The sequence below is a fragment of the Pseudomonas alcaligenes genome (assembly GCF_014490745.1).
GTDB lineage: Bacteria > Pseudomonadota > Gammaproteobacteria > Pseudomonadales > Pseudomonadaceae > Aquipseudomonas > Aquipseudomonas alcaligenes_C.
Genome location: NZ_LZEU01000001.1, coordinates 2,208,458 through 2,227,116, shown reverse-complemented (window position 1 = coordinate 2,227,116; position 18,659 = coordinate 2,208,458). Strand labels below are relative to the sequence as shown.

Here is an 18,659-nt window from a genome sequence, read left to right as displayed (position 1 = left end):
CGAGCACCATGAGCCGCTACCGCCCGCCCCGTACTGCCGGAACCCCGCTGATCACGCCAGAGGGCGAGGCCCGCCTGCGTGCCGAACTGCATGAGCTGTGGCATGTGCGCCGGCCGCAGGTCACCCAGGCGGTCAGCGAAGCGGCGGCGCTGGGCGATCGCTCGGAAAACGCCGAGTACATCTACGGCAAGAAGATGCTGCGCGAAATCGACAGCCGGGTGCGCTTTCTCACCAAGCGCCTGGAGAACCTCAAGGTCATCGGCGACCGCCCCAGCGACCCGCACAAGGTCTACTTTGGCGCCTGGGTTACCCTCGAGGATGAGGACGGCAACGAGGCACGCTACCGCATCGTTGGCCCGGACGAGCTCGATCTCAAACTCAACCTGATCAGCATCGACTCGCCGCTGGCCCGCGCCCTGGTCGGCAAGGCGCTGGATGCCGAAGTGCGGGTGCAGACACCAGGCGGCGAGCAGACCTACTACATCACCGCCATCGACTACCCGCCGCTCAGCGCAGGCTGATCAGCCCCTGGCGGGCGACCCGTACCAGTTCGCCGACCAGCTCGGCCGTCAGCGGTTGCGCCTCGGCGCCGACCACCACCAGGTCGAAGCTGTTGCCGGGCAGGGCCTGCAGGGTCTGTGCGGTGGCGAAGCGAACGAGGAAATTGCGCGCACCCGGCCAGCACTTGGGCCAACCTTCCAGGTAACGCAGCAGCTGGGGCTGATGGCTTCCCACCAGCAGGACATGGGGATGCCGGTTCGGAGTGCCGGTGGGCAGAGGAGAAAAACGCAGATGGGGGCGTGGGCAGCTCATGGTGACGGTCTCAGCCTCGAAGTCACAGCCGGACAGCGGTGAGAGGCGGCACCGGCCAGCGCTTTAGCGGTATTGGCCCAACCGGGCGGCGCCCCGCAAGTTGCTCTTAAATCGGCGCATGGGGCGGAATCCTAAAAATCCCACCGGAGCCTGTCAAGCCCGGTACTCGCAGGAGCAGCCACGATGGCGCAGACAACAGACGACCAGCACGGTCGGGCCTTGCGCCTGTTCTTCGCGCTACCTTGCCCGCCACCCATTGCCCGGCAGATCGCCGCCTGGCGCCAGGCCCTGGCGGCAGACGGCAAGCTGGTGGCCCCGGCCAACCTGCACCTGACCCTGGCGTTTCTCGGCAGCCTGGACGCACACCATCTGACGCCACTGGGCGAGATCGCCGCCAGCATCCAGCTGCCCGCCTTCGACCTGCAGCTGGATCGCCTGGCCTGCTGGTCGCAGGGCCTGCTCCACCTGGCGCCCAGCCAGCCGCCGCAACCCCTGCTGGAACTGGTCGAGCAACTGCAGTCGCGCCTGCGCCAGCACGGCTACCAACAGCCAGGGCACGCCTTCCGCCCACACCTGACACTGGCCCGCCATAGCCACCTGCCTGCCATCAGCCCGCTCGCGAACTTTGCCTGGACGGTCGAGCGCTTTGCCCTCTATGCCTCGGCAGACGGGCATTACCGCGAGCTGCACAGCTGGCCGCTGGAAAACCTATAGCGCCTCCTCGCGAGCAAGCGATCAGCGTCTGGCGGCGCGCAGCGTCCCCCAGGAACGCCACAAAAAATGACCGTCCGGTCTGTTTCCCTGGGTAACACCGGCCTCCTTGCCGGCAAAAGCGTCAATCTGGCCGACTTCCTCGCAAACGCCCGTTTAGAGCCTGTGCTCTAAAAAATGCCGATTTGGCACAGATTCTGCCCTTTCAGGCTGCTGATGTGCCGACCCCGGATGGGCCTGGCTGCAGGCGCAAGGATGCCCCCACCCGCATCACCACACCATGAGAGCGCTCCATGAATAATAAGAAGACCCTGCTCGCCCTCTGTATCGGTACCGGTCTGCTCCTGTCAGGCCCGGCCGACGCCGGTCTGTTCGGCTCCACCGGCTACACCAAGACCCAATACCCGATCGTCCTCGCCCATGGCATGCTCGGTTTCGACAGCATCCTCGGCATCGATTACTGGTACGGCATCCCCTCGGCCCTGCGCAGCGATGGCGCCAGCGTCTATGTCACCGAAGTCAGCCAGCTCAACACCTCCGAGCTGCGCGGCGAGGAACTGCTCGACCAGGTGGAAGAAATCGCCGCCATCAGCGGCAAAGGCAAGGTCAACCTGATCGGCCACAGCCATGGTGGCCCGACCGCCCGCTATGTGGCTGCCGTGCGCCCGGATCTGGTGGCCTCGGTAACCAGCGTCGGCGGCCCGCACAAGGGCTCGGACACCGCCGACTTCCTGCGCCAGATCCCGCCGGGCTCGGCCGGCGAAGCGCTGGTGGCCGGCATCGTCAACGGCCTCGGCGCGCTGATCAACTTCCTCTCCGGCAGCTCCAGCACCTCGCCGCAGAATGCCCTGGGCTCCCTGGAGTCGCTCAATAGCCAGGGCGCCGCGGTGTTCAACGCCAAGTACCCGCAAGGCATCCCTACCAGCTCCTGTGGCGAAGGTGCCTACAAGGTCAATGGCGTCAGCTACTACTCCTGGAGCGGCACCAGCCCGCTGACCAACCTGCTCGACGTCAGTGACCTGCTCACCGGCGCCGCCTCGCTGACCTTCGACGAGCCCAACGACGGCTTGGTCGGCAAGTGCAGCTCGCACCTGGGCAAGGTGATCCGCGACGACTACCGGATGAACCACCTCGACGAGGTCAACCAGGTCTTCGGCCTGACCAGCCTGTTCGAGACCGACCCGGTAACCGTCTACCGCCAGCAGGCCAACCGTCTGAAAACCGCCGGTCTGTGACCCGCCTGCCGGGGCCTGCAGGCCCCGGCACCCTTTTCCCGCCCGTCGAGTCCTGCCGTGAACAAGACCCTGCTGCTCGGAGTGCCGACCCTGATCGGCGCCGCCATTGCCCTGACGTTCTATCTCGACCCACTCGACCGGCCAGACGCCAACGCCCCGGCTGCCGCCAGCATCGCCCCGGCCATTGCGCCCACGCCTGACGCCCCGTCAGCAGCCAGCGCCTCGCCAGTCAGCACCGGCCCGAACCTGGCCCCCGGTGTCCAGGCCCTGCCGCCCTCCTTCGCCGGCACCGAGGTGGACGGCCAGTTCGCCCTCGACGCCGCCGGCAACCTGCTGATCAGCCGCGATATCCGGCGCATCTTCGACTACTTCCTCAGCGCCATCGGCGAAGAGCCGCTGCGCAACAGCGTCAAGCGCCTGCAGGACTACATCCGCAGCCAGCTGCCGGAGCCGGCCGAGGGCCAGGCGCTGGCCCTGCTGGAACAATACCTGGACTACAAGCGGCAACTGGTGCAGCTGGAGCGCGATCTGCCGCAGCTGGCCAACCTCGATGCCGTGCGCCAGCGCGAACAGGCGGTGCAGACCCTGCGCGCCTCGATCTTCAATCAGGAAACCCACCAGGCCTTCTTCGCCGAAGAAGAGGCCTACAACCAGTTCACCCTGCAGCGCCTGGCCATCCGCAACGACCCGGCCCTGAGCCCCCAGCAGAAAGCCGCAGCGCTGGATCAGCTGCGCGCCAGCCTGCCCGAGTCCCTGCAGGACGCCGTGGTGCCGCAACTGCAGACCGAGCTGCGCGAGCAGACCGCCGCCCTCCAGGCCCGCGGGGGCGACGCCGCGCAGCTGCAGCAGCTGCGCCTGCAACTGGTCGGTGCCGAAGCCACCGCACGTCTGGAAGCCCTCGACCGGCAACGCCAGCAGTGGCAGCAGCGCCTCAGCGACTATCGCCAGGAGAAAGCACAGATCGAAGCCAACAGCGGGCTCAGCGCCGACGACAGGCAGGCCGCCATCGAGCGCCTGGCCGGCGAACGCTTCAATGACCAGGAACGCCTGCGCCTGAGCGCCGCCGAGCAGCTGGCCGATGCCCAGGCCAAAGCCAAGGCCCAGTCCGCCAGCCAGTAAATCCCGCCCATGAAAAAGGCCCGCACGAGGCGGGCCTTGGTTTGCGGCGGGGCGATCAGCCGGCGATGCGACGATCCAGCGAGAGCTTGCCGGCGCCTTCGATCAGCAGGGCGATGCTGATGATGCCGAGGGTCAGGGCGTACTCGTAACCGTTGGCGGTGATGAAGAAGCCGTTGACCCAGTGCACGGTGAACATCGCCACCAGCGACACCACCAGCAGCGACAGCGCAGCCGGGCGCACCAGCAGGCCGATCACCAGGGCCAGGCCACCGAAGAACTCGGCGCTACCGGCCAGCGCAGCCATCAGGTAGCCGGGGGTGATGCCGATGCTTTCCATCCACTGGGCCACACCGGCCAGGCCGTAGCCACCGAACCAGCCAAACAGCTTCTGCGAACCGTGGGCGGCGAAAGTCAGGCCGGTCGCCACGCGCAGCAGGGTGATGCCGTAGCCGGCGTTGCTGGAAAGCAGGTTCTTGATCAGGTTGTTCATGTTGCGGTGTCCTTGTGTGGGTGCGTTCGGAGTTGTCTGTTGCTGAGGTGTAGATTAGACGAATTAATCGATTAGAAAAGCGCAAATATCCGGATATTAATATCTAATTTTACGATTACTTTTGTGCCGACACCCGACTTGCCTGCGGCTCCAGTCCCTCACGCTCCTGCTCATAGGCCAGGTAGTACTTGTTCACGCTGTTGACGTAGCTGACCACGCCCATGCCCAGCTGCTCCATGGCCACCCGCTCGACCTGGAAGAACCACTGGTTGGGATTCAGGCCGCGCCGCCGCGCCTCCGCACGCAGACCCTGCACCCGCTGCGGCCCCAGGTTGTAGGCGGCGAGGACGAAGGCCATGCGCTGGTGCTCCTCCAGCTGGCTGCTGGCGAAGAACTGCCGGCGGATGCGTGCCAGGTACAGCGAGGCGGCCCGCACGTTGTTGTCCAGCACCTGGATATTGCTGACCCCGACGCTGCGCGCGGCCGCCGGAGTGATCTGCATCAGCCCGGTGGCCCCGCCGGCACCACGTGCGGCCGGATTGAGGGTCGACTCCTTGAAGGCCACGGCGGCCAGGTACAGCCAGTCGAGCTTCTGCTGCTGGGCATGTTTGCGCAGCACCCCGGCAACCCGCGCCAGGCGTTGCCGGTCGGCCCGCGCCAGCGGATCGCGCACCTTGTAGATGCGCCGGTAGACGCGCTGGAATACCGCGTCCTGATCCGCCGGGCTGCGGTAGCCGGCGAGGAAGCGGTCGATGCTGGCGCGCAGCATCGGCGCATCACGGCGCACGTACCAACTCATGTCGGCCTCACGACCGAGCACCAGGTGCCGCTCGATGCGCAAGCGCGGCAGCACTCGCGTCCAGCGTTCGGCGATCGGCTGCTCGACGGCAGTCCAGGGGTAGACCCCGGCGTGCACCATCTCCAGCACATCCTCCACGGCCAGGCTGGGGTCGGCCCACTGCACCTCGATTGGCGCCTGCTTGCGCGCCGCCAGGCGCTGGTTGACCTCACCCAGTGCCTCGGCAGCCGCACTGCCTCGCGGCAGCGTCAGCACCTTGCCGGACATGTCGTCCAGACGCAGGTAATGCCGGTTGCCACGCGCGCCGACCACCACGATGGGCACGTCGCTGCGAATCGCCGCACTGGCGCTGACCAGTTGCCCGGCATGGGCGTCGATCAGCTCGCCAGGCGCCACCAGATCACCCTCGCCGCGCTGCAGAGCGGTCAGCAGTTGCTCCTTGGCCCGCGGGATCAGCTTGAGGCGCAGGCTGCCGCCATCACGGCCCTGGTCATTGAGGTATTGCTCGAAGGCATGCAGACGGTGGTATTCCAGACCGATGGCCTGGCCCTTGATTTCCCCGGAGCTGTTGCGGCTCTGGTTGACCAGCACGCGCAGCTCGCCGCTCTTGCGGATCTCCGCCAGGTCGCGGGTGGCCGCGGCATGGGGCAGGTTTTCCGCCAGGCCGCCCAGACGCGCCTGGGCCGACCAGGGCAGCGCTGCCAGGCAGCAGAACAGAAGCAGCAGCGCTCGCCTCATCGGGCCTCCGGGTTGAGCCAGGTCACGGGCCGACCTGGCCGAGTGAGATCGCCCGCACGCACGGCAGTTCCATGGTGAGGGGCGCGGAGGTTCTCACAGGCCTTTCCCGGTCACCAGCGCAAGCTGCTGACAAAGATCAAAAGTCAGACATAAGGCACTGTTCTTGTTGTGTTTATTAAGCATTTACCAGCTCTGCTATGCTGCCCGGCTCAGCCTTTGAGGTAGCACCATGCAACTCATCGACATCGGCGTCAATCTGACCCATCCGAGTCTGGCCCGCGAGCGTGACGCAGTACTCGCCCGCGCCTACGCCGCCGGCGTCTGCCAACTGGTGCTGACCGGCACCAGCCTGGAAGAAAGCGAAAAAGCCCTGGAGTTCTGCCACGAGCTGGATGAGAGCGGCAGTCGCCTGTTCAGCACCGCCGGCATCCATCCCCACGATGCCAGCCAGTGGAACGCCGACAGCGCTCGCCAGCTGCGCACCCTGCTCAGCGCAGAGCGTGTACGGGCGGTGGGCGAATGCGGCCTGGACTTCAACCGCGACTTCTCACCGCGACCGCAGCAGGAGAAGGCCCTGGAAGAACAGCTGGCGCTGGCCGTGGAGCTGCAGATGCCGGTGTTCCTCCATGAGCGTGAAGCCGGCGAGCGCCTGCTGGCGATTCTGCGCGAGTTCCGCGATGACCTGCCGGCCGCCGTGGTGCACTGCTTCACCGGCGACAAGGGCAGCCTGTACGGCTACCTCGACCTCGACCTGCATATCGGCATCACCGGCTGGATCTGCGACGAGCGCCGCGGCACCCATCTGCATCCGCTGGTGCGCGACATTCCCCAGGGCCGCCTGCTGCTGGAAAGCGATGCGCCCTACCTGCTGCCACGCAGCCTGCGGCCCAAGCCGAAGAGCGGGCACAACGAGCCGGCGTTTCTTGGCGAAGTGCTGCGCGAAGTGGCCCTGCACCGTGGCGAGAGCCAGGCTGCGCTGGCGGCGCACAGCAGCGCCAGCGCCCGTGCCTTCTTCGGTCTGCCGGCCATCGCCAAAGCGAGCGCGGCAGACGAGGACTGAGTCGGGGTCAGTCGAACACCACGGTGGTCTGCCGGCTCAACGCCAGCAGCTCGCCACTCGGGCTCCACAGACGCGCGGCAATGTGCCCATAGCCGTCGCGGGCATGCTCGATCTCCGCCCGGTACAAGCACCAGTCGTGGGTGGTCAGCTGCGGGATCGGGTGCATGAACTCCACCGTCCAGGTCAGCGAGCTGCCCGGTGCCGGCTTGCTCAGCTGCGACAGCGGTACCGGCGGCCAGGCATCGACCAGGGCCAGCAGGTGCGCCTCGGTAATGCGGTCGTAGCTCACGTCGCTGCGCAGGCGCACCCAGCCACCCATCTCGCGCGACGGGTTGCTGCTGAACGGCATGCCGCCCAGGCCCCAGCGCATGGCCAGGAAACGGGTGAATTCCGGGGTAACATCCTTGAGATAGGGCAGTTCCTGGCACTCCTCGACGGCCTTCATCGCCGGCGCCGGATCGGCCGCCACCGAGACCTGCGAGACCCGCGCAGCGCCGAAGCTGCCCTGTACCATGGCCACCACTTCGCCGTTCTGCACGGCGCGCCCGACCACCTGGCTGACCGCCTTGCCTTCGCGCAACACTTCCACCTCGAAGGCCACCGGCTCGTTCATCAGCAGCGGCCCGACGAAGGTGATCGACAGCGAACGCACCGGCCGCCCGGCCGGCACCTTGACCCGCATGGCCTCGTAGACCATGGCAGCCACCAGGCCGCCGAAAGTCGCCCGGCCCTGGCCCCACAGGGAAGGCACCACCACGTGTTGCGGGCGGTTGTGCACCGCCTGAATCAGTTCTGCGAAAGTCATGCAGCAATCTCCTCGAGTCTGCCCCGAAGCTTAGGGGAAAAGCATCGGACTGCGGGAGTGGCAGAGCAGACAATTCAGCGCAGGAATCACCCCGTATTGGCTCTGGCCCGGCCCTTGGCGACGGGTTCCCGGGCCACCTGCGACTTAGTCGGCAGCTCTGCCCGCCGGCTGGCGTCGCCAGGGCAAGGCACGGCGCAGCTGGCGCAGGGCCTGGCGCAACTGCTGCGGCGCACTGGCCTGGCCGGCATAGCGCTGCGCCTCGAAGATCCGGGCGAAGGCATCGATGGCCTGCGCCTGTTCCGGCAGGGCCTGCGCCGCGCGCCGGGCAAAGGCACGCACGCCCTCGGCCGGCTGGCGCTGCAGGCCGTGGCGCCCAAGCAGGCGCTCGAAGCCGCGCAGCAGGCGCTGCTGCGGGTCGCGTTCACGGCGCCAGGGCTTGAACAGCCACAGCGCCAGCCCCCCCAGCAGCAGCCCACCGCAGCCGACCAGGCCGATGGCCAGGCGCGTCCAGTCCAGGCTGCCGAACCAGCGTTGCAGCAACTGCAGCTGCTGGGTTGACTGATAGCCCAGTACCCAGCGCTGCCAGCCATAGTTGAGATCATCCCAGCCCATGCGCAGGTCGTTCAGCCAGCCGATGTCGCGGTAACGCAGCAGCGACAGCGGCGAGTCGGCGAGGAAGCTCTCCTCGTCGGCCACCGCCTGCTCCAGGCCCTGCTCGATACGCTCGGGGGCGACCTGGAAGGTCGGATCGACCGCCACCCAGCCCTGCCCCGCCTGCCAGTACTCGACCCAGGCGTGGGCATCGAACTGGCGCACCGCAACATCGTGGCCGGCCGGGCTGATCTCGCCGCCCTGGTAACCGGCCACCACCCGCGCCGGAATGCCCGCGGCGCGCAGGACGAAGGTCATCGCCCCGGCATAGTGAGCGCAGAAGCCCTTGCGCGTGCGGAACAGGAACTCGTCGATGCTGTTCACTCCCACCGGTGGCGGGCGCAGGGTGTAGCCATAAGGTTCGCGGTTGAAGTGACGCAGCAGCGCGTCGACCAGTGCCTGCGGCTCGGCATACTGGCGCTTGAGCTCGACCGCCCAGGCGCGGCTGCGCGGGTCGCCCTCGGCCGGCAGCTGCAGGGTGCGCTGGGCGATGGCTGGCGGCAGTTGCTCCTGGCGCAGCGCCTGGGGCCAGGACTGCACCTGGTACAGCAGGCTCTGCTGCACCGGCTGGCGCCGCTGCAGGTGGAAGTCGCTCATCTGCTGCACATCGCTCTGGTCGGCCTGGCCGACATCCAGGGCGAACAGCCAGGTCTGGCCACTCGGCTGCATGACGATGCTGTAGTCCAACGGTTCACCGCGCTTCTGCCACAGCGCGCCGGTTTCGTGCTGGGCGCCGGGCGACTGCGACCAGCGCCGGCCATCGAACTGCTCGAGAGTCAGGGCACGCCAGTACAGCTGTACCCGCGGCGGGATGGCGCCGCTGAAACTGGCGCGAAACGCCAGGGCGTCGGACTGGCTGAGCTCAGCGATATCCGCCGGCGCCATGCTGTCGGACAGCCCGCTCAGCGCCTTGTTCGGCGCCGGCATGCTCCACAGCGGCGCCAGCCGCGGGAAGAACACGAACAGCAGGAGCATCAGTGGCAGCGCCTGCAGCAGCAGACTGGCAGCCAGCCTGATCGTGGCCCGCGGCTGCACCGCCAGGGCACTCTGCTGCAGGCCGATCAGCGCGGCCAGCAGGGCCACCACCGGCAGCAGGCTGTAGACCGCAGCCAGCAGGCTGTCGTCGAACAGGTAGCCGATCACCACCACGAAGAAGCCGAGGAAGATCTGCAGCAGGGCATCGCGGCGACTGCGCATCTCCAGCAACTTGAGGCAGAAGGCCGCCACCAGCAGCAAGGCGCCGGCATCCAGGCCGAGGAAACTGCCGCGGGAGAAGAACACCGCCGCCCCGGTGGCGGCGATCAGCCCCAGGCGCTCGACGCGGCTGGGGTAGCGCGCGCGCATGCGGAAGATCTGCACCCGCCAGCCGGCGCAGGCCAGCCACAGGGCGATGATCCACGGCGGCAAGTGCAGCAGCAGCGGCAGGATCACCAGCACCTGGGCCACCAGCAGCCAGGTCAGGCCGATGCGAGGAATCGGCTGCGGCGCGCTCATCGCGACTCCCCGTACAAGGCCAGGGCGCGCAGACAAGCCTCGCGGTGGGCATCGCCATAGTCCGGTGCCAGCTCGCTGCCAGGCAAGCGCAGACCATAGGGCTGCTGCCGGGCATCCAGCTGCAGCACCCAGTGGCAGAGCAGCGACAGGCGCGCCTCGGGATCGCCGCCCAAAGCCAGAAAGTCCAGCCACAGGTCACGCCCGGCCAGGGCGGCGAAGTCCTTGACCAGCAGCCCCTGGCCACGCGAATAGGCCTTCCAGTGCAGGCGCCGCTTGGAGTCGCCGGGCTGGTAGCTCTTCAGGCCCTGGTAATCGTCGGCACCCTGGCCCAGGCTGCGCGTGCCCTCGTCTTCGTCGTCCTGGCCGCCGCCCACCGCCAGCGGCAGGTCACCCGCCACGGGGCGCGGGTAGACCAGCACGGCCTGATCCAGATCGACCCAGCTCCAGGCCACCAGGATGCCCAGCGGAAAGCGACTCTCCACCCGCAAGCGCTCCGGGCGCAACCAGCCACGGCGTAACGCCGGCAGGCTCAGCTCGCATTCGCGCTGGCCGCGCTCCGGCACATCGAGCACCTGCAGCTCGGCCGGTGGCCAGCCCAGGGCTACGGCCTGATGACTGCGCTCGGCGCTTTCCAGGCGCACGCGAAAACGCGCCTGCTCGCCGACGAACACCGAGCCGCTGACGCCCGCCTTGAGGATCAGCCCGCTGAAATTGCGGAAGGTATGCAGGATGGCGACGATGAACACTGCCGCCAGCATGAAGGTCAGGCCATAGGCCAGGCTGTTCTCGTAGTTGATCCCGGCCAGCAGCATCAGCAGCAGCGCCAGGGAAAAGCCGGCGCCGACCCGGTTGGGCATGATGAAGATGCGCTTCTGATCCAGCTGCACCTGCGCCGCCGGCGGGATGCGCCGCACGATCCAACGCCGCCAGCGCGGCTTGACCCAGGCGAACATCAGACCGCCGGCACTTCGCGCAGCAGCCACTGCACCAGCGAGCCACCGCCATGCCCGGACGGATCGGCACGCTCGCGCAGGCGATGACCGACCACGGCCGGCAGCACGGCCTGCACATCCTCAGGAATCACGTAGTCGCGGTTGCCCAGGAAGGCCCAGGCCCGTGCGGCTGCCAACAGCGCCAGGCTGGCACGCGGCGACAGGCCCCAGGCGAACTGCGGCTCACTGCGAGTGGCCTCGACCAGGCGCAGCACGTAATCGACCAGCGCATCGCTGGCGCGGATCTGCGGAATCAGCGCCTGGATCGCCGCCAGCTCGCGGTGATCGAGCAGCGCGTCGAGCTTCGGCAACAAGTCACGACGTGCCTCGCCCAGCAGCAGCGCCTTCTCCGCCGCCTTGGCCGGGTAACCCAGGGACAGGCGCATGAGGAAGCGATCCAGCTGCGATTCGGGCAGGGCGAAGGTGCCACCGGAGCTGACCGGGTTCTGCGTGGCGATGACAAAGAACGGCTGCGGCAGCGGCCGGGTAGCGCCCTCGATGGTTACCTGGCCCTCCTCCATGGCCTCCAGCAGCGCGCTCTGGCTCTTCGGCGTGGCGCGATTGATCTCGTCGGCCAGCACCAGCTCGGCGAAGATCGGCCCGGGGTGGAAAGTGAACTGGCCGCTGTCCTTGTCGAACACCGAAGTGCCGAGGATGTCGCCGGGCAGCAGGTCGGAGGTGAACTGGATGCGCTGGAAGCTCAGGCCCAGCACCCGCGCCAGAGCCTGGCTGAGGGTGGTCTTGCCCATCCCCGGCAGATCCTCGATCAACAGGTGCCCGCCGGCCAGCAGGCAGGTCAGCGCCAGGCGCACCTGCGGTTCCTTGCCCAGCAGGATCTGGTTCACCGACTGCAGGCAGGCATCCAGTTTCGTACGCATCGCTCGCTCCTTGTACTGATCCCCCGATGCTACTGGGCCGAGCACGGCCGGCAAAGCGCCGTGCAACCTTTGCTCACGAAACTGTGCGCAGTGACTTGCCCGCGTGTAAGCCAAAAGCCATTCCGCCCCGTCGCATTCGTCGACGCGGGAATAAGACGAATGGCTTGGATGCCATATCGCCATCACTTACGGCGATTGATAAAATCGGCTCAACCAAGGCACGGAATCACCTGGCGGCCCTGCAAATTCAGTAATTTGCAGGGCCGTTTTCACATCCACGGAGGATCAAGGTAAGGAAGTAAGAACCGCTCGCCAGCACGCCCCTGATGGAGCGCATCGGCTGCCGGCAAGCCTTTCTCAAGCAGTAGGTATCATGCCCCTGACGTACGCCTCCAAGATTCGCCTTGCTGTTGCATTGCTGCTCACCACCGCCCTGCTTCCCCTCCAGTCCCACGCCGGCCAGGCCAGCGGTCAGATGCCCGTCAGCCTGACCATCGTCGACTCCTGCCAGATCGATGCCCAGCGCAGCGCTGACGCGCTGTCGGTCAAGAGCTCGCAATGCGCGCCGGCCGCCAGCTACCGGGTGATGTATGACGCCCAGGGCCAGCAGGTCGACCGCACGGCCAGTGCCCAGGCGATCACCCAGGTGCAGGCTCAGGGCGACCAGCCGACCCGCGTCACCCTCTACTGGTAAGCCGCGCCCGGCTCAACCCGGGCGCACCATCTGAAAGATATCCCGGGTGCGGCTGTAGGCCGTACCACCCAGGCGCCCGACCAGATCCAGGCGCTGCGGGTCGATCCGCCCGCGTTCGTCCAGCACCGCATCGTCCACATGGGCCAGCAGCACCTCGGCGAAGATCAGGTGGCAGTTCGGCGCCTGCCGCGGGTACGGCTGCGCCTCGACCAGCCGGCACTCGAAGGCCACCGCCGCACCGGCCACCCGCGGTACGGCCACGCGTTCGCCGGGCAGACTGGCAATCCCGCACTGCTCGAACTCGCTGACGCCATGGGGCAGGTTCGCCGCGCTGGCATTCATCGCCTCGGCCTGGGCGAAGCTCACCAGCTGAATCACCAGCTCGCCGCTGGCCTGCACATTGCGCAGGGTGTCCTTGAGGCTGCCGTCGCCGCGACTATTGACGTTGACCATCAGGGTCGGCGGCGCATCGCTGATCACCTGGAAGAAGCTGAACGGCGCCAGGTTGCTGATGCCTTCGGCCGAGCGGGTGGAAACCCAGGCGATAGGCCGCGGGGTCACCGTGGAAGCCAGCCAGCGGTAAGCATCCAGCGGCGCCAGCTGGGTGAAGTCGAGGCGCATGCTCAGCGCCCGGCACGCGATTCGCGGATATAGAAGCGGGCCTTCTCGGCGTTGCGCGCACAGCTCTGGTAGCCCTCGAACTGCTGCGAGGTCTTGGCCCCGGTCAGCAAGGTCAGGGCCTTGGAGTAGCTCACCGTGCCGGCGAACCCTTCCGCCTTGGCCAGATCCAGCTCGCGCCAGGCGGCGTCCGACTGGCTGGCGCAACTGTCGCGGTAAGCGGTCTTGGCGGCGCAGCCGCTCAGCGCCAGGGCCATCAGGGACAACATGATCAGGTGTTTCATCGGAAGACTTCCTTAACTGCGAGGGTCTGTCTATGGATGCCAGCGCCGGGCGAAAGTGCCCGGCGCCCGGCTGCAGGCCAGTGCCTGCGCGATTCGCACAAAAGCTGTGGCGTATGGCCGCCTCGGGCCATCTCACCAGGCGCTAGATACTAGCAAACGCCGCCTTGGCGCAGTGCAGCTGCGAGCGTATGGTCGAGACATGGAGTTGGGGGAAAACGACAATGAGCAAGAAAGTGGCCCTGGTACTGGGCTCGGGCGGGGCGCGCGGTTATGCGCATATCGGCGTGATCGAGGAACTGGAAGCGCGCGGCTATGAAATCGGCTGCATCGCCGGCTGCTCGATGGGCGCGGTGATCGGCGGTATCTACGCCGCCGGCAAACTGCGCGAGTACCGCGAGTGGACGGAGAGCCTGGACTATCTCGACGTGCTGCGCCTGCTCGATGTCAGCTTCCGCCTCGGCGCCATTCGCGGCGAAAAGGTATTCGGCAAGATCCACGAGATAGTTGGTGAGATCGACATCGAAAACCTCAGCATTCCCTACACCGCCGTCGCCACCGACCTGACCAACCAGCAGGAAATCTGGTTCCAGGAAGGCTGCCTGCACAAGGCCATGCGCGCCTCGGCGGCGATTCCCAGCCTGTTCACCCCGGTCACCCAGGGCAACCGCATGCTGGTCGATGGCGGCCTGCTCAACCCGCTGCCGATCGTGCCGGTGGTGGCCAGCCATTGCGACCTGATCGTCGCGGTCAACCTCAACTCGCTGAACCAGAAGCAGTACCAGTTGCCGGTGATCGAGCGCCCGGCGGCGATCAAGGGCCGCATTGACCAACTGATGGGCTCGCTCAGCGCGCGCCTGCCGTTCCTGCGCCGCGACAGCGACGAAGAAGAGGAAGGCGAGCTGCTGGTCGAGGCCGCCAACCCTTGGCTGGATCAGCCAGTGGCCGCGCGCAAGAACGTCGAGGAAGCCGCGCCGAAATCGGCCAACAGCTCCCATGTTCTGACCAATGTCGGCCCGGCCTCGCTGCTAGAACTGATCAACCAGAGCTTCGAGACCATGCAGACCTCGCTGGCCCAGTACAAGATCGCCGGGTATCCGCCGGACATCCTGATCAACGTGCCCAAGCGCGTATGCCGTTTCTTCGAGTTCCACAAGGCGCCGGAGCTGATCATGCTCGGCCGGCAGATCGCCAGCGATACCCTCGACAAGTATGAGCGCGACCATCCCTAGTGCCGGGTCGGCGCCCTACAGCTCGCGCAGGCGATAACCGACCCCGGCCTCGGTAAGGATAAAGCGCGGCGCGGCCGGGTCGTCGCCGAGCTTCTGCCGCAGATGGCCGACCACCACCCGCAGGTAGTGGCTGTCCTCGACATGGGTCGGGCCCCAGATGTCCTTGAGCAGCTGTTGCTGGGTTACCACCCGGCCGAGGTGGCGGGCAAGCATGGCCAGCACCGCGTACTCCTTGCGCGTCAGCGCGACCTCGACACCGTCCAGGCTGACCCGCCGATAGGCGAAGTCGACACTCAACGGCCCGCTGCTGACCAGCGCTTCCTGCTGCTCGCCCGTGCTAGCCTGGCGCAGCAGTACGCGCACCCGGGCGAGGAATTCCTGGATGCCAAACGGCTTGGTCACGTAGTCATTGGCGCCGCCGTCCAGGGCCAGCACCTTCTCGCCCTCGCTGGCGCGCACCGAGAGCACCAGCACCGGCACCGTCGACCACTCGCGCAGTTCGCGCAGCACCTGCTGGCCATCCATGTCTGGCAAACCGAGGTCAAGCACTACCAGGTCTGGCTTGCCCAGTGCCGCCTGGGCCAGGCCCTCCGTGCCATTGGCGCCTTCCAGCACCTTGTAGCCCTGAGCCGCCAGGCTGATACGCAGGAACTTGCGGATCTGCGCTTCGTCGTCGATCACCAGGATGGTCGAAGGATTGCTCGTCATATCACTCTTTCATTCCGCTCACGTAGGGCGGGTGAAACCCGCGTTCAGCACTCGACGCGGGTTGCAACCGCCCTACTCTTCTTCGGGTAAAGGTTGCGGGTGCAGTGGCAAATGCAGGGTCAGGCTGGCGCCACGGCCATCCAGGCCCTCACCCACCGTGACCCGGCCACCGTGGGCGCCAAGCATGCCCTGGCAGATCGCCAGGCCCAGGCCGGTGCCCTGCCCGCCGCGATCGCCACGCGCGGCGGTGTAGAACATGTCGAAGATCTTCTCCCGCTCATGCTCGGGAATCCCCGGGCCCTGATCACTGACCACAAAGCGCAGCTCGGCGCCATCCGCCTCCAGCGCCACACGCAGGCGGCCCTGGCTCGGCGAGAAGCGCGCAGCGTTCTCCAGCACATTGACCAGCGCCTGCTCGATCAGCGCCGCATGCACATACAGCAGCGGCAACTCGCCAGGCAGCTCAGTCTCCACCTGCAGTGGCGCCAGTACCGGACGCAGACGTTGCAGAGCACTGGCGACTATATCGCCCGGCGCCACCCAGTCACGCGCCAGCTTCAGGCCACCGTGGCCCAGGCGGGTCATGTCCAGCAGGTTCTGGATATAGCGGTCGAGGCGCTCGGCCTCGTCGCGGGTGCCTTCCAGCAGCTCGCGGCGATCGGCCAGGGGAATCTGCTCGCCAAGGGCCAGCAGGCTGTCGATCGAGCCGCGCATGGCGGTCAGCGGCGTGCGCAGGTCGTGGGACACCGAGGCCAGCAAGGCGCTGCGCAGTTCCTCAGTCTGCCCGTGCAGGCGCGCGGCCTCCAGATCCTCGGCCAGCTGCGCGCGTTCCAGGGCCTGGGCCAGCGGTTGGCCAAGGGCAGCCAGCAAGCGCCGCTGTTCCGGCGGCAACCCCCTGCCATCCTTGGGACTGATACCCAGCAGGGCCAGCGGCCCCTCCTCGCCGGACAGCGGCCACCACCACCAGCGCCCGCCCGGCAAGGTGTCGGTGCCCAGGCCGGCCGGCTGGTCGTGCTGCCAGGCCCATTCGGCGGCGGCGCGTTCCTGTTCGGCGAGCAGGCGCTGGGCACCGGCCTCGACCTTCCATACGCCGTCCGCACTACGCGCCAGCAGGCTGACCTCCACTTCGTGCCAGGGCGCAAACTGCTGCAACGCCGCTGCCAGTACAGCCTGGCGGTCGGTGGCAGCGGTCAGTTTGCGCGACAGTTCGAGCAGCGCGGTGGTTTCTCCCTGAGTCTGGCGCAGGGCCTGCAACTGCCGGCGCTGGCGGCTGGCCAAATTGCCGGTCAGCGCCGCCATCAGCAGGAAGAACAGTAGGGTCAGTACATCCTGCTGGCGGTCGATGGTCAGCGACCAGGTCGGCGGTACGAACAGGAAGTCGTAGATCACGAACGACAGCCCGGCGCAGACCAGCGCCGGGCCCAGGCTGCTGCGCACCGCCACCACCAGCACCGCGGCGAGGAAGATCAGCGAGATATTCGGTAGTTCCAGATAGCGCGCCAGGCCCAGGGCGACTCCGGTCGCCAGCAGCGTAGCCAGGACAGCCAGCAGGTAATCGCGCCAGACCAGCGGTGCTCGGCGCGGCGGTCGTGCAGTGCGGGACTCGGCGGTGCCATCCAGCACACTGATTTCCAGGCCTTCACCGGCCTGCAGCAGGCGCTCGGCCAAACCGCGAGCGAAACTCCAGCGCCGGCGCAGGCGCTGGCGGCTACGACCGACCAGGATCAGGCTGGCACGCCGCTCGCGGGCATGCGCCAGCAGGGTTTCGGCCACCGACGCGCCGCGCAGCAGCACCACTTCGCCGCCCAGGCGCTCGGCCAGGCGCTGCGCGGCCTGCAGATTGGCCAGGCGCGCTTCGTCGCGCTCGCCGCCGACATCCACATGCACCACCGACCAGGGCAGATGACGGCGTTCGGCGATCCGGCAGGCATGTCGTACCAGGCGCTCGGCCTGGGCATCGCCATCGATACCGAGCAGCAGGCGTCCGCGCACCGCCGGCGCCTCCTGGCCCTGCTGGCGATAACGCCGGTTGAGGTCGGCATCCACCCGCGCGGCGGCGGTCTGCATCGCCAGTTCGCGCAGCGCGGTGAGATTGGTCTGGCTGAAGAAGGCATCGATGGCCGCGCGCGCCTGCTCCGGCACATACACCTTGCCCTCGCGCAGGCGCTCGAGCAGCTCGCGCGGTGGCAGGTCGACCAGCAGGATCTCGTCGGCCTCCTGCAGCACCCAGTCCGGCAGGGTCTCGCGCACCTGCACGCCGGTGATGTCGCGCACCTGGTCGTTGAGCGCTTCGAGGTGCTGCACATTGACCGTGGTGTAGACATCGATGCCGGCGTCGAGCAGTTCTTGCACATCCTGCCAGCGCTTGGCGTGGCGACTACCCGGTGCGTTGCTGTGGGCCAGCTCGTCGACCAGCACCAGCTTCGGCGGGTGTACCAGGATGCCGTCGAGATCCATCTCGGTCATTGCCACGCCGCGGTACTCCAGGCGCCGCTGCGCCTGCTGCGGCAGGCCGGTGAGCATCGCCTCGGTTTCCGCGCGGCCGTGGGTCTCGACCACGCCGACGCGCAGGTCGACGCCCTGACGCAGTTGCGCCTGCGCCGCCTGCAGCATGGCGAAGGTCTTGCCCACGCCGGGCGCCGCGCCGAGGAAGACTTTCAGTCGGCCGCGCCCTTCGCGGGGCATCTCGGCCAGCAAGGCATCGGCGCGCTGCGCGTCACTCATGGAGTGGTCTCATGGAAAGCGATGGCGCGATTGTCGGCCAGGGCCAGGTTGAGCGCCAGCACATTGACCACCGCCGGGCCCACCAGGGGTTTTTCCACATGTTGTGCGACCAGCCGCTCCAGGCTGGCCGCCGGGATGCCGCGCGCACTGGCGATGCGGGCGATCTGGAACTGCGCCGCGGCTGGCGACAGGTGCGGGTCGAGACCGCTGGCGGAAGTGGTGACCAGCTGCATGGGTACCGGCCCCTGCCCTTCGTCGTGCAAGCGCTGGGCGTCCTTGGCGATACGCTCGGCCAATGCCGGGTTGCTTGGCGCCAGGTTGCTCGCGCCGCTGGCCACGGTGGCAAAAGCGGCCGCCGAGGGGCGCGGCTGGAACCACTGTGCGCCGTCGAAGTTCTGCGCCAGCAGGCGGCTGCCACGCACCTCGCCGTTGCCATCGCGGATCAGGCTGCCATTGGCCTGTTCGGGGAATGCCAGCTGGGCGATCCCCGTCACGGCCAGCGGATAGACCACGCCGGTCACCAGGGTCATAAAGGCCAGCACGCTAAGGGCCGGGCGGATTTGCTTGAGCATGATGTTTCTCCGAGTTCGTTGACTGTTCCCCTCTCCCGGAGGGAG

The 18,659-nt window shown here is 67.5% G+C and carries 19 protein-coding genes; 7 read left to right on the top strand and 12 right to left on the bottom strand.

Annotation, left to right across the window (positions count from 1 at the left end):
• Positions 1-8 precede the first annotated feature (8 nt).
• Entirely contained in the window at positions 9-521 is a 513-nt protein-coding gene (greB, locus tag A9179_RS10135) for a transcription elongation factor GreB (protein WP_187805691.1), read from the top strand.
• Here the strand turns inward: greB and A9179_RS10130 are convergent.
• The gene (locus A9179_RS10130; protein ID WP_187805690.1) at positions 508-813 is read right to left on the bottom strand and encodes a class I SAM-dependent methyltransferase; all 306 of its coding nucleotides are present in this window, start codon (positions 811-813) and stop codon (positions 508-510) included. The two genes, greB and A9179_RS10130, sit on opposite strands and share 14 nt — an antisense overlap.
• Positions 814-996: 183 nt before the next feature.
• Here A9179_RS10130 and thpR point away from each other — a divergent pair, with 183 nt between their 5' ends.
• The 3 genes from thpR (at position 997) to A9179_RS10115 (ending at position 3,878) form a co-directional block, all read left to right on the top strand.
• Positions 997-1,527, top strand: coding sequence for an RNA 2',3'-cyclic phosphodiesterase (gene thpR, locus A9179_RS10125; RefSeq protein ID WP_187805689.1), 531 nt, complete (start codon positions 997-999; stop codon positions 1,525-1,527).
• A 290-nt stretch (positions 1,528-1,817) separates the two neighbouring features.
• Positions 1,818-2,759 carry a triacylglycerol lipase gene (locus A9179_RS10120; RefSeq protein ID WP_187805688.1) on the top strand — a complete coding sequence of 314 codons (942 nt, stop codon included), beginning with the start codon at positions 1,818-1,820 and terminating at the stop codon, positions 2,757-2,759.
• Between the two features lie 57 nt (positions 2,760-2,816).
• Positions 2,817-3,878, top strand: coding sequence for a lipase secretion chaperone (locus A9179_RS10115; RefSeq protein ID WP_316851824.1), 1,062 nt, complete (start codon positions 2,817-2,819; stop codon positions 3,876-3,878).
• A 55-nt stretch (positions 3,879-3,933) separates the two neighbouring features.
• On the opposite strand, the gene A9179_RS10110 is transcribed toward A9179_RS10115, so the two are convergent.
• The gene (locus A9179_RS10110) at positions 3,934-4,368 is read right to left on the bottom strand and encodes a DoxX family protein (protein WP_187805687.1); all 435 of its coding nucleotides are present in this window, start codon (positions 4,366-4,368) and stop codon (positions 3,934-3,936) included.
• Positions 4,369-4,483: 115 nt separating this feature from the next.
• Positions 4,484-5,905, bottom strand: a complete 1,422-nt coding sequence (locus A9179_RS10105) for an MltF family protein (protein WP_187805686.1) — start codon at positions 5,903-5,905, stop codon at positions 4,484-4,486.
• A 229-nt stretch (positions 5,906-6,134) separates the two neighbouring features.
• On the opposite strand from A9179_RS10105, the gene A9179_RS10100 reads away from it, so the two are divergent.
• The gene (locus A9179_RS10100; RefSeq protein ID WP_187805685.1) at positions 6,135-6,965 is read left to right on the top strand and encodes a TatD family hydrolase; all 831 of its coding nucleotides are present in this window, start codon (positions 6,135-6,137) and stop codon (positions 6,963-6,965) included.
• Between the two features lie 7 nt (positions 6,966-6,972).
• Here the strand turns inward: A9179_RS10100 and A9179_RS10095 are convergent, their stop codons facing one another.
• From A9179_RS10095 to A9179_RS10080, 4 genes are all read right to left on the bottom strand, one after another.
• Positions 6,973-7,770 carry an acyl-CoA thioesterase gene (locus tag A9179_RS10095; RefSeq protein ID WP_187805684.1) on the bottom strand — a complete coding sequence of 266 codons (798 nt, stop codon included), beginning with the start codon at positions 7,768-7,770 and terminating at the stop codon, positions 6,973-6,975.
• 144 nt (positions 7,771-7,914) lie between these two features.
• Positions 7,915-9,915, bottom strand: coding sequence for a transglutaminase TgpA family protein (locus A9179_RS10090; RefSeq protein WP_187805683.1), 2,001 nt, complete (start codon positions 9,913-9,915; stop codon positions 7,915-7,917).
• On the bottom strand, positions 9,912-10,868 hold the full coding sequence (locus A9179_RS10085; protein ID WP_187805682.1) for a DUF58 domain-containing protein: 957 nt from the start codon (positions 10,866-10,868) through the stop codon (positions 9,912-9,914). Before A9179_RS10085 ends, A9179_RS10090 begins: the two co-directional genes overlap by 4 nt.
• Positions 10,868-11,785 (bottom strand): AAA family ATPase, encoded by a 918-nt coding sequence (locus tag A9179_RS10080; protein WP_187805681.1) that lies wholly within the window; start codon positions 11,783-11,785, stop codon positions 10,868-10,870. Before A9179_RS10080 ends, A9179_RS10085 begins: the two co-directional genes overlap by 1 nt.
• A 373-nt stretch (positions 11,786-12,158) precedes the next feature.
• Between A9179_RS10080 and A9179_RS10075 the strand changes: the two genes are divergently transcribed.
• The gene (locus A9179_RS10075) at positions 12,159-12,479 is read left to right on the top strand and encodes a hypothetical protein (protein ID WP_187805680.1); all 321 of its coding nucleotides are present in this window, start codon (positions 12,159-12,161) and stop codon (positions 12,477-12,479) included.
• A gap of 12 nt (positions 12,480-12,491) precedes the next feature.
• Here the strand turns inward: A9179_RS10075 and A9179_RS10070 are convergent, their stop codons facing one another.
• Together A9179_RS10070 and A9179_RS10065 are read right to left on the bottom strand one after the other, a co-directional pair.
• Positions 12,492-13,100, bottom strand: a complete 609-nt coding sequence (locus A9179_RS10070; RefSeq protein ID WP_187805679.1) for a flavin reductase family protein — start codon at positions 13,098-13,100, stop codon at positions 12,492-12,494.
• Positions 13,101-13,102: 2 nt separating this feature from the next.
• Positions 13,103-13,381, bottom strand: a complete 279-nt coding sequence (locus tag A9179_RS10065; protein WP_187805678.1) for a hypothetical protein — start codon at positions 13,379-13,381, stop codon at positions 13,103-13,105.
• A 221-nt stretch (positions 13,382-13,602) separates the two neighbouring features.
• Here A9179_RS10065 and A9179_RS10060 point away from each other — a divergent pair, with 221 nt between their 5' ends.
• Positions 13,603-14,610 carry a patatin-like phospholipase family protein gene (locus tag A9179_RS10060; protein ID WP_187805677.1) on the top strand — a complete coding sequence of 336 codons (1,008 nt, stop codon included), beginning with the start codon at positions 13,603-13,605 and terminating at the stop codon, positions 14,608-14,610.
• 15 nt (positions 14,611-14,625) lie between these two features.
• Here A9179_RS10060 and A9179_RS10055 read toward each other — a convergent pair whose 3' ends face one another.
• The 3 genes from A9179_RS10055 to kdpC all read right to left on the bottom strand — a co-directional run bounded on the left by A9179_RS10055 (position 14,626) and on the right by kdpC (position 18,614).
• The gene (locus tag A9179_RS10055; protein ID WP_187805676.1) at positions 14,626-15,318 is read right to left on the bottom strand and encodes a response regulator; all 693 of its coding nucleotides are present in this window, start codon (positions 15,316-15,318) and stop codon (positions 14,626-14,628) included.
• 72 nt (positions 15,319-15,390) lie between these two features.
• The gene (locus A9179_RS10050; RefSeq protein ID WP_187805675.1) at positions 15,391-18,042 is read right to left on the bottom strand and encodes a sensor histidine kinase; all 2,652 of its coding nucleotides are present in this window, start codon (positions 18,040-18,042) and stop codon (positions 15,391-15,393) included.
• Entirely contained in the window at positions 18,039-18,614 is a 576-nt protein-coding gene (gene kdpC / locus A9179_RS10045; RefSeq protein ID WP_187805674.1) for a potassium-transporting ATPase subunit KdpC, read from the bottom strand. The genes A9179_RS10050 and kdpC overlap by 4 nt, the downstream gene beginning before the upstream one ends.
• Positions 18,615-18,659: the final 45 nt, after the last annotated feature.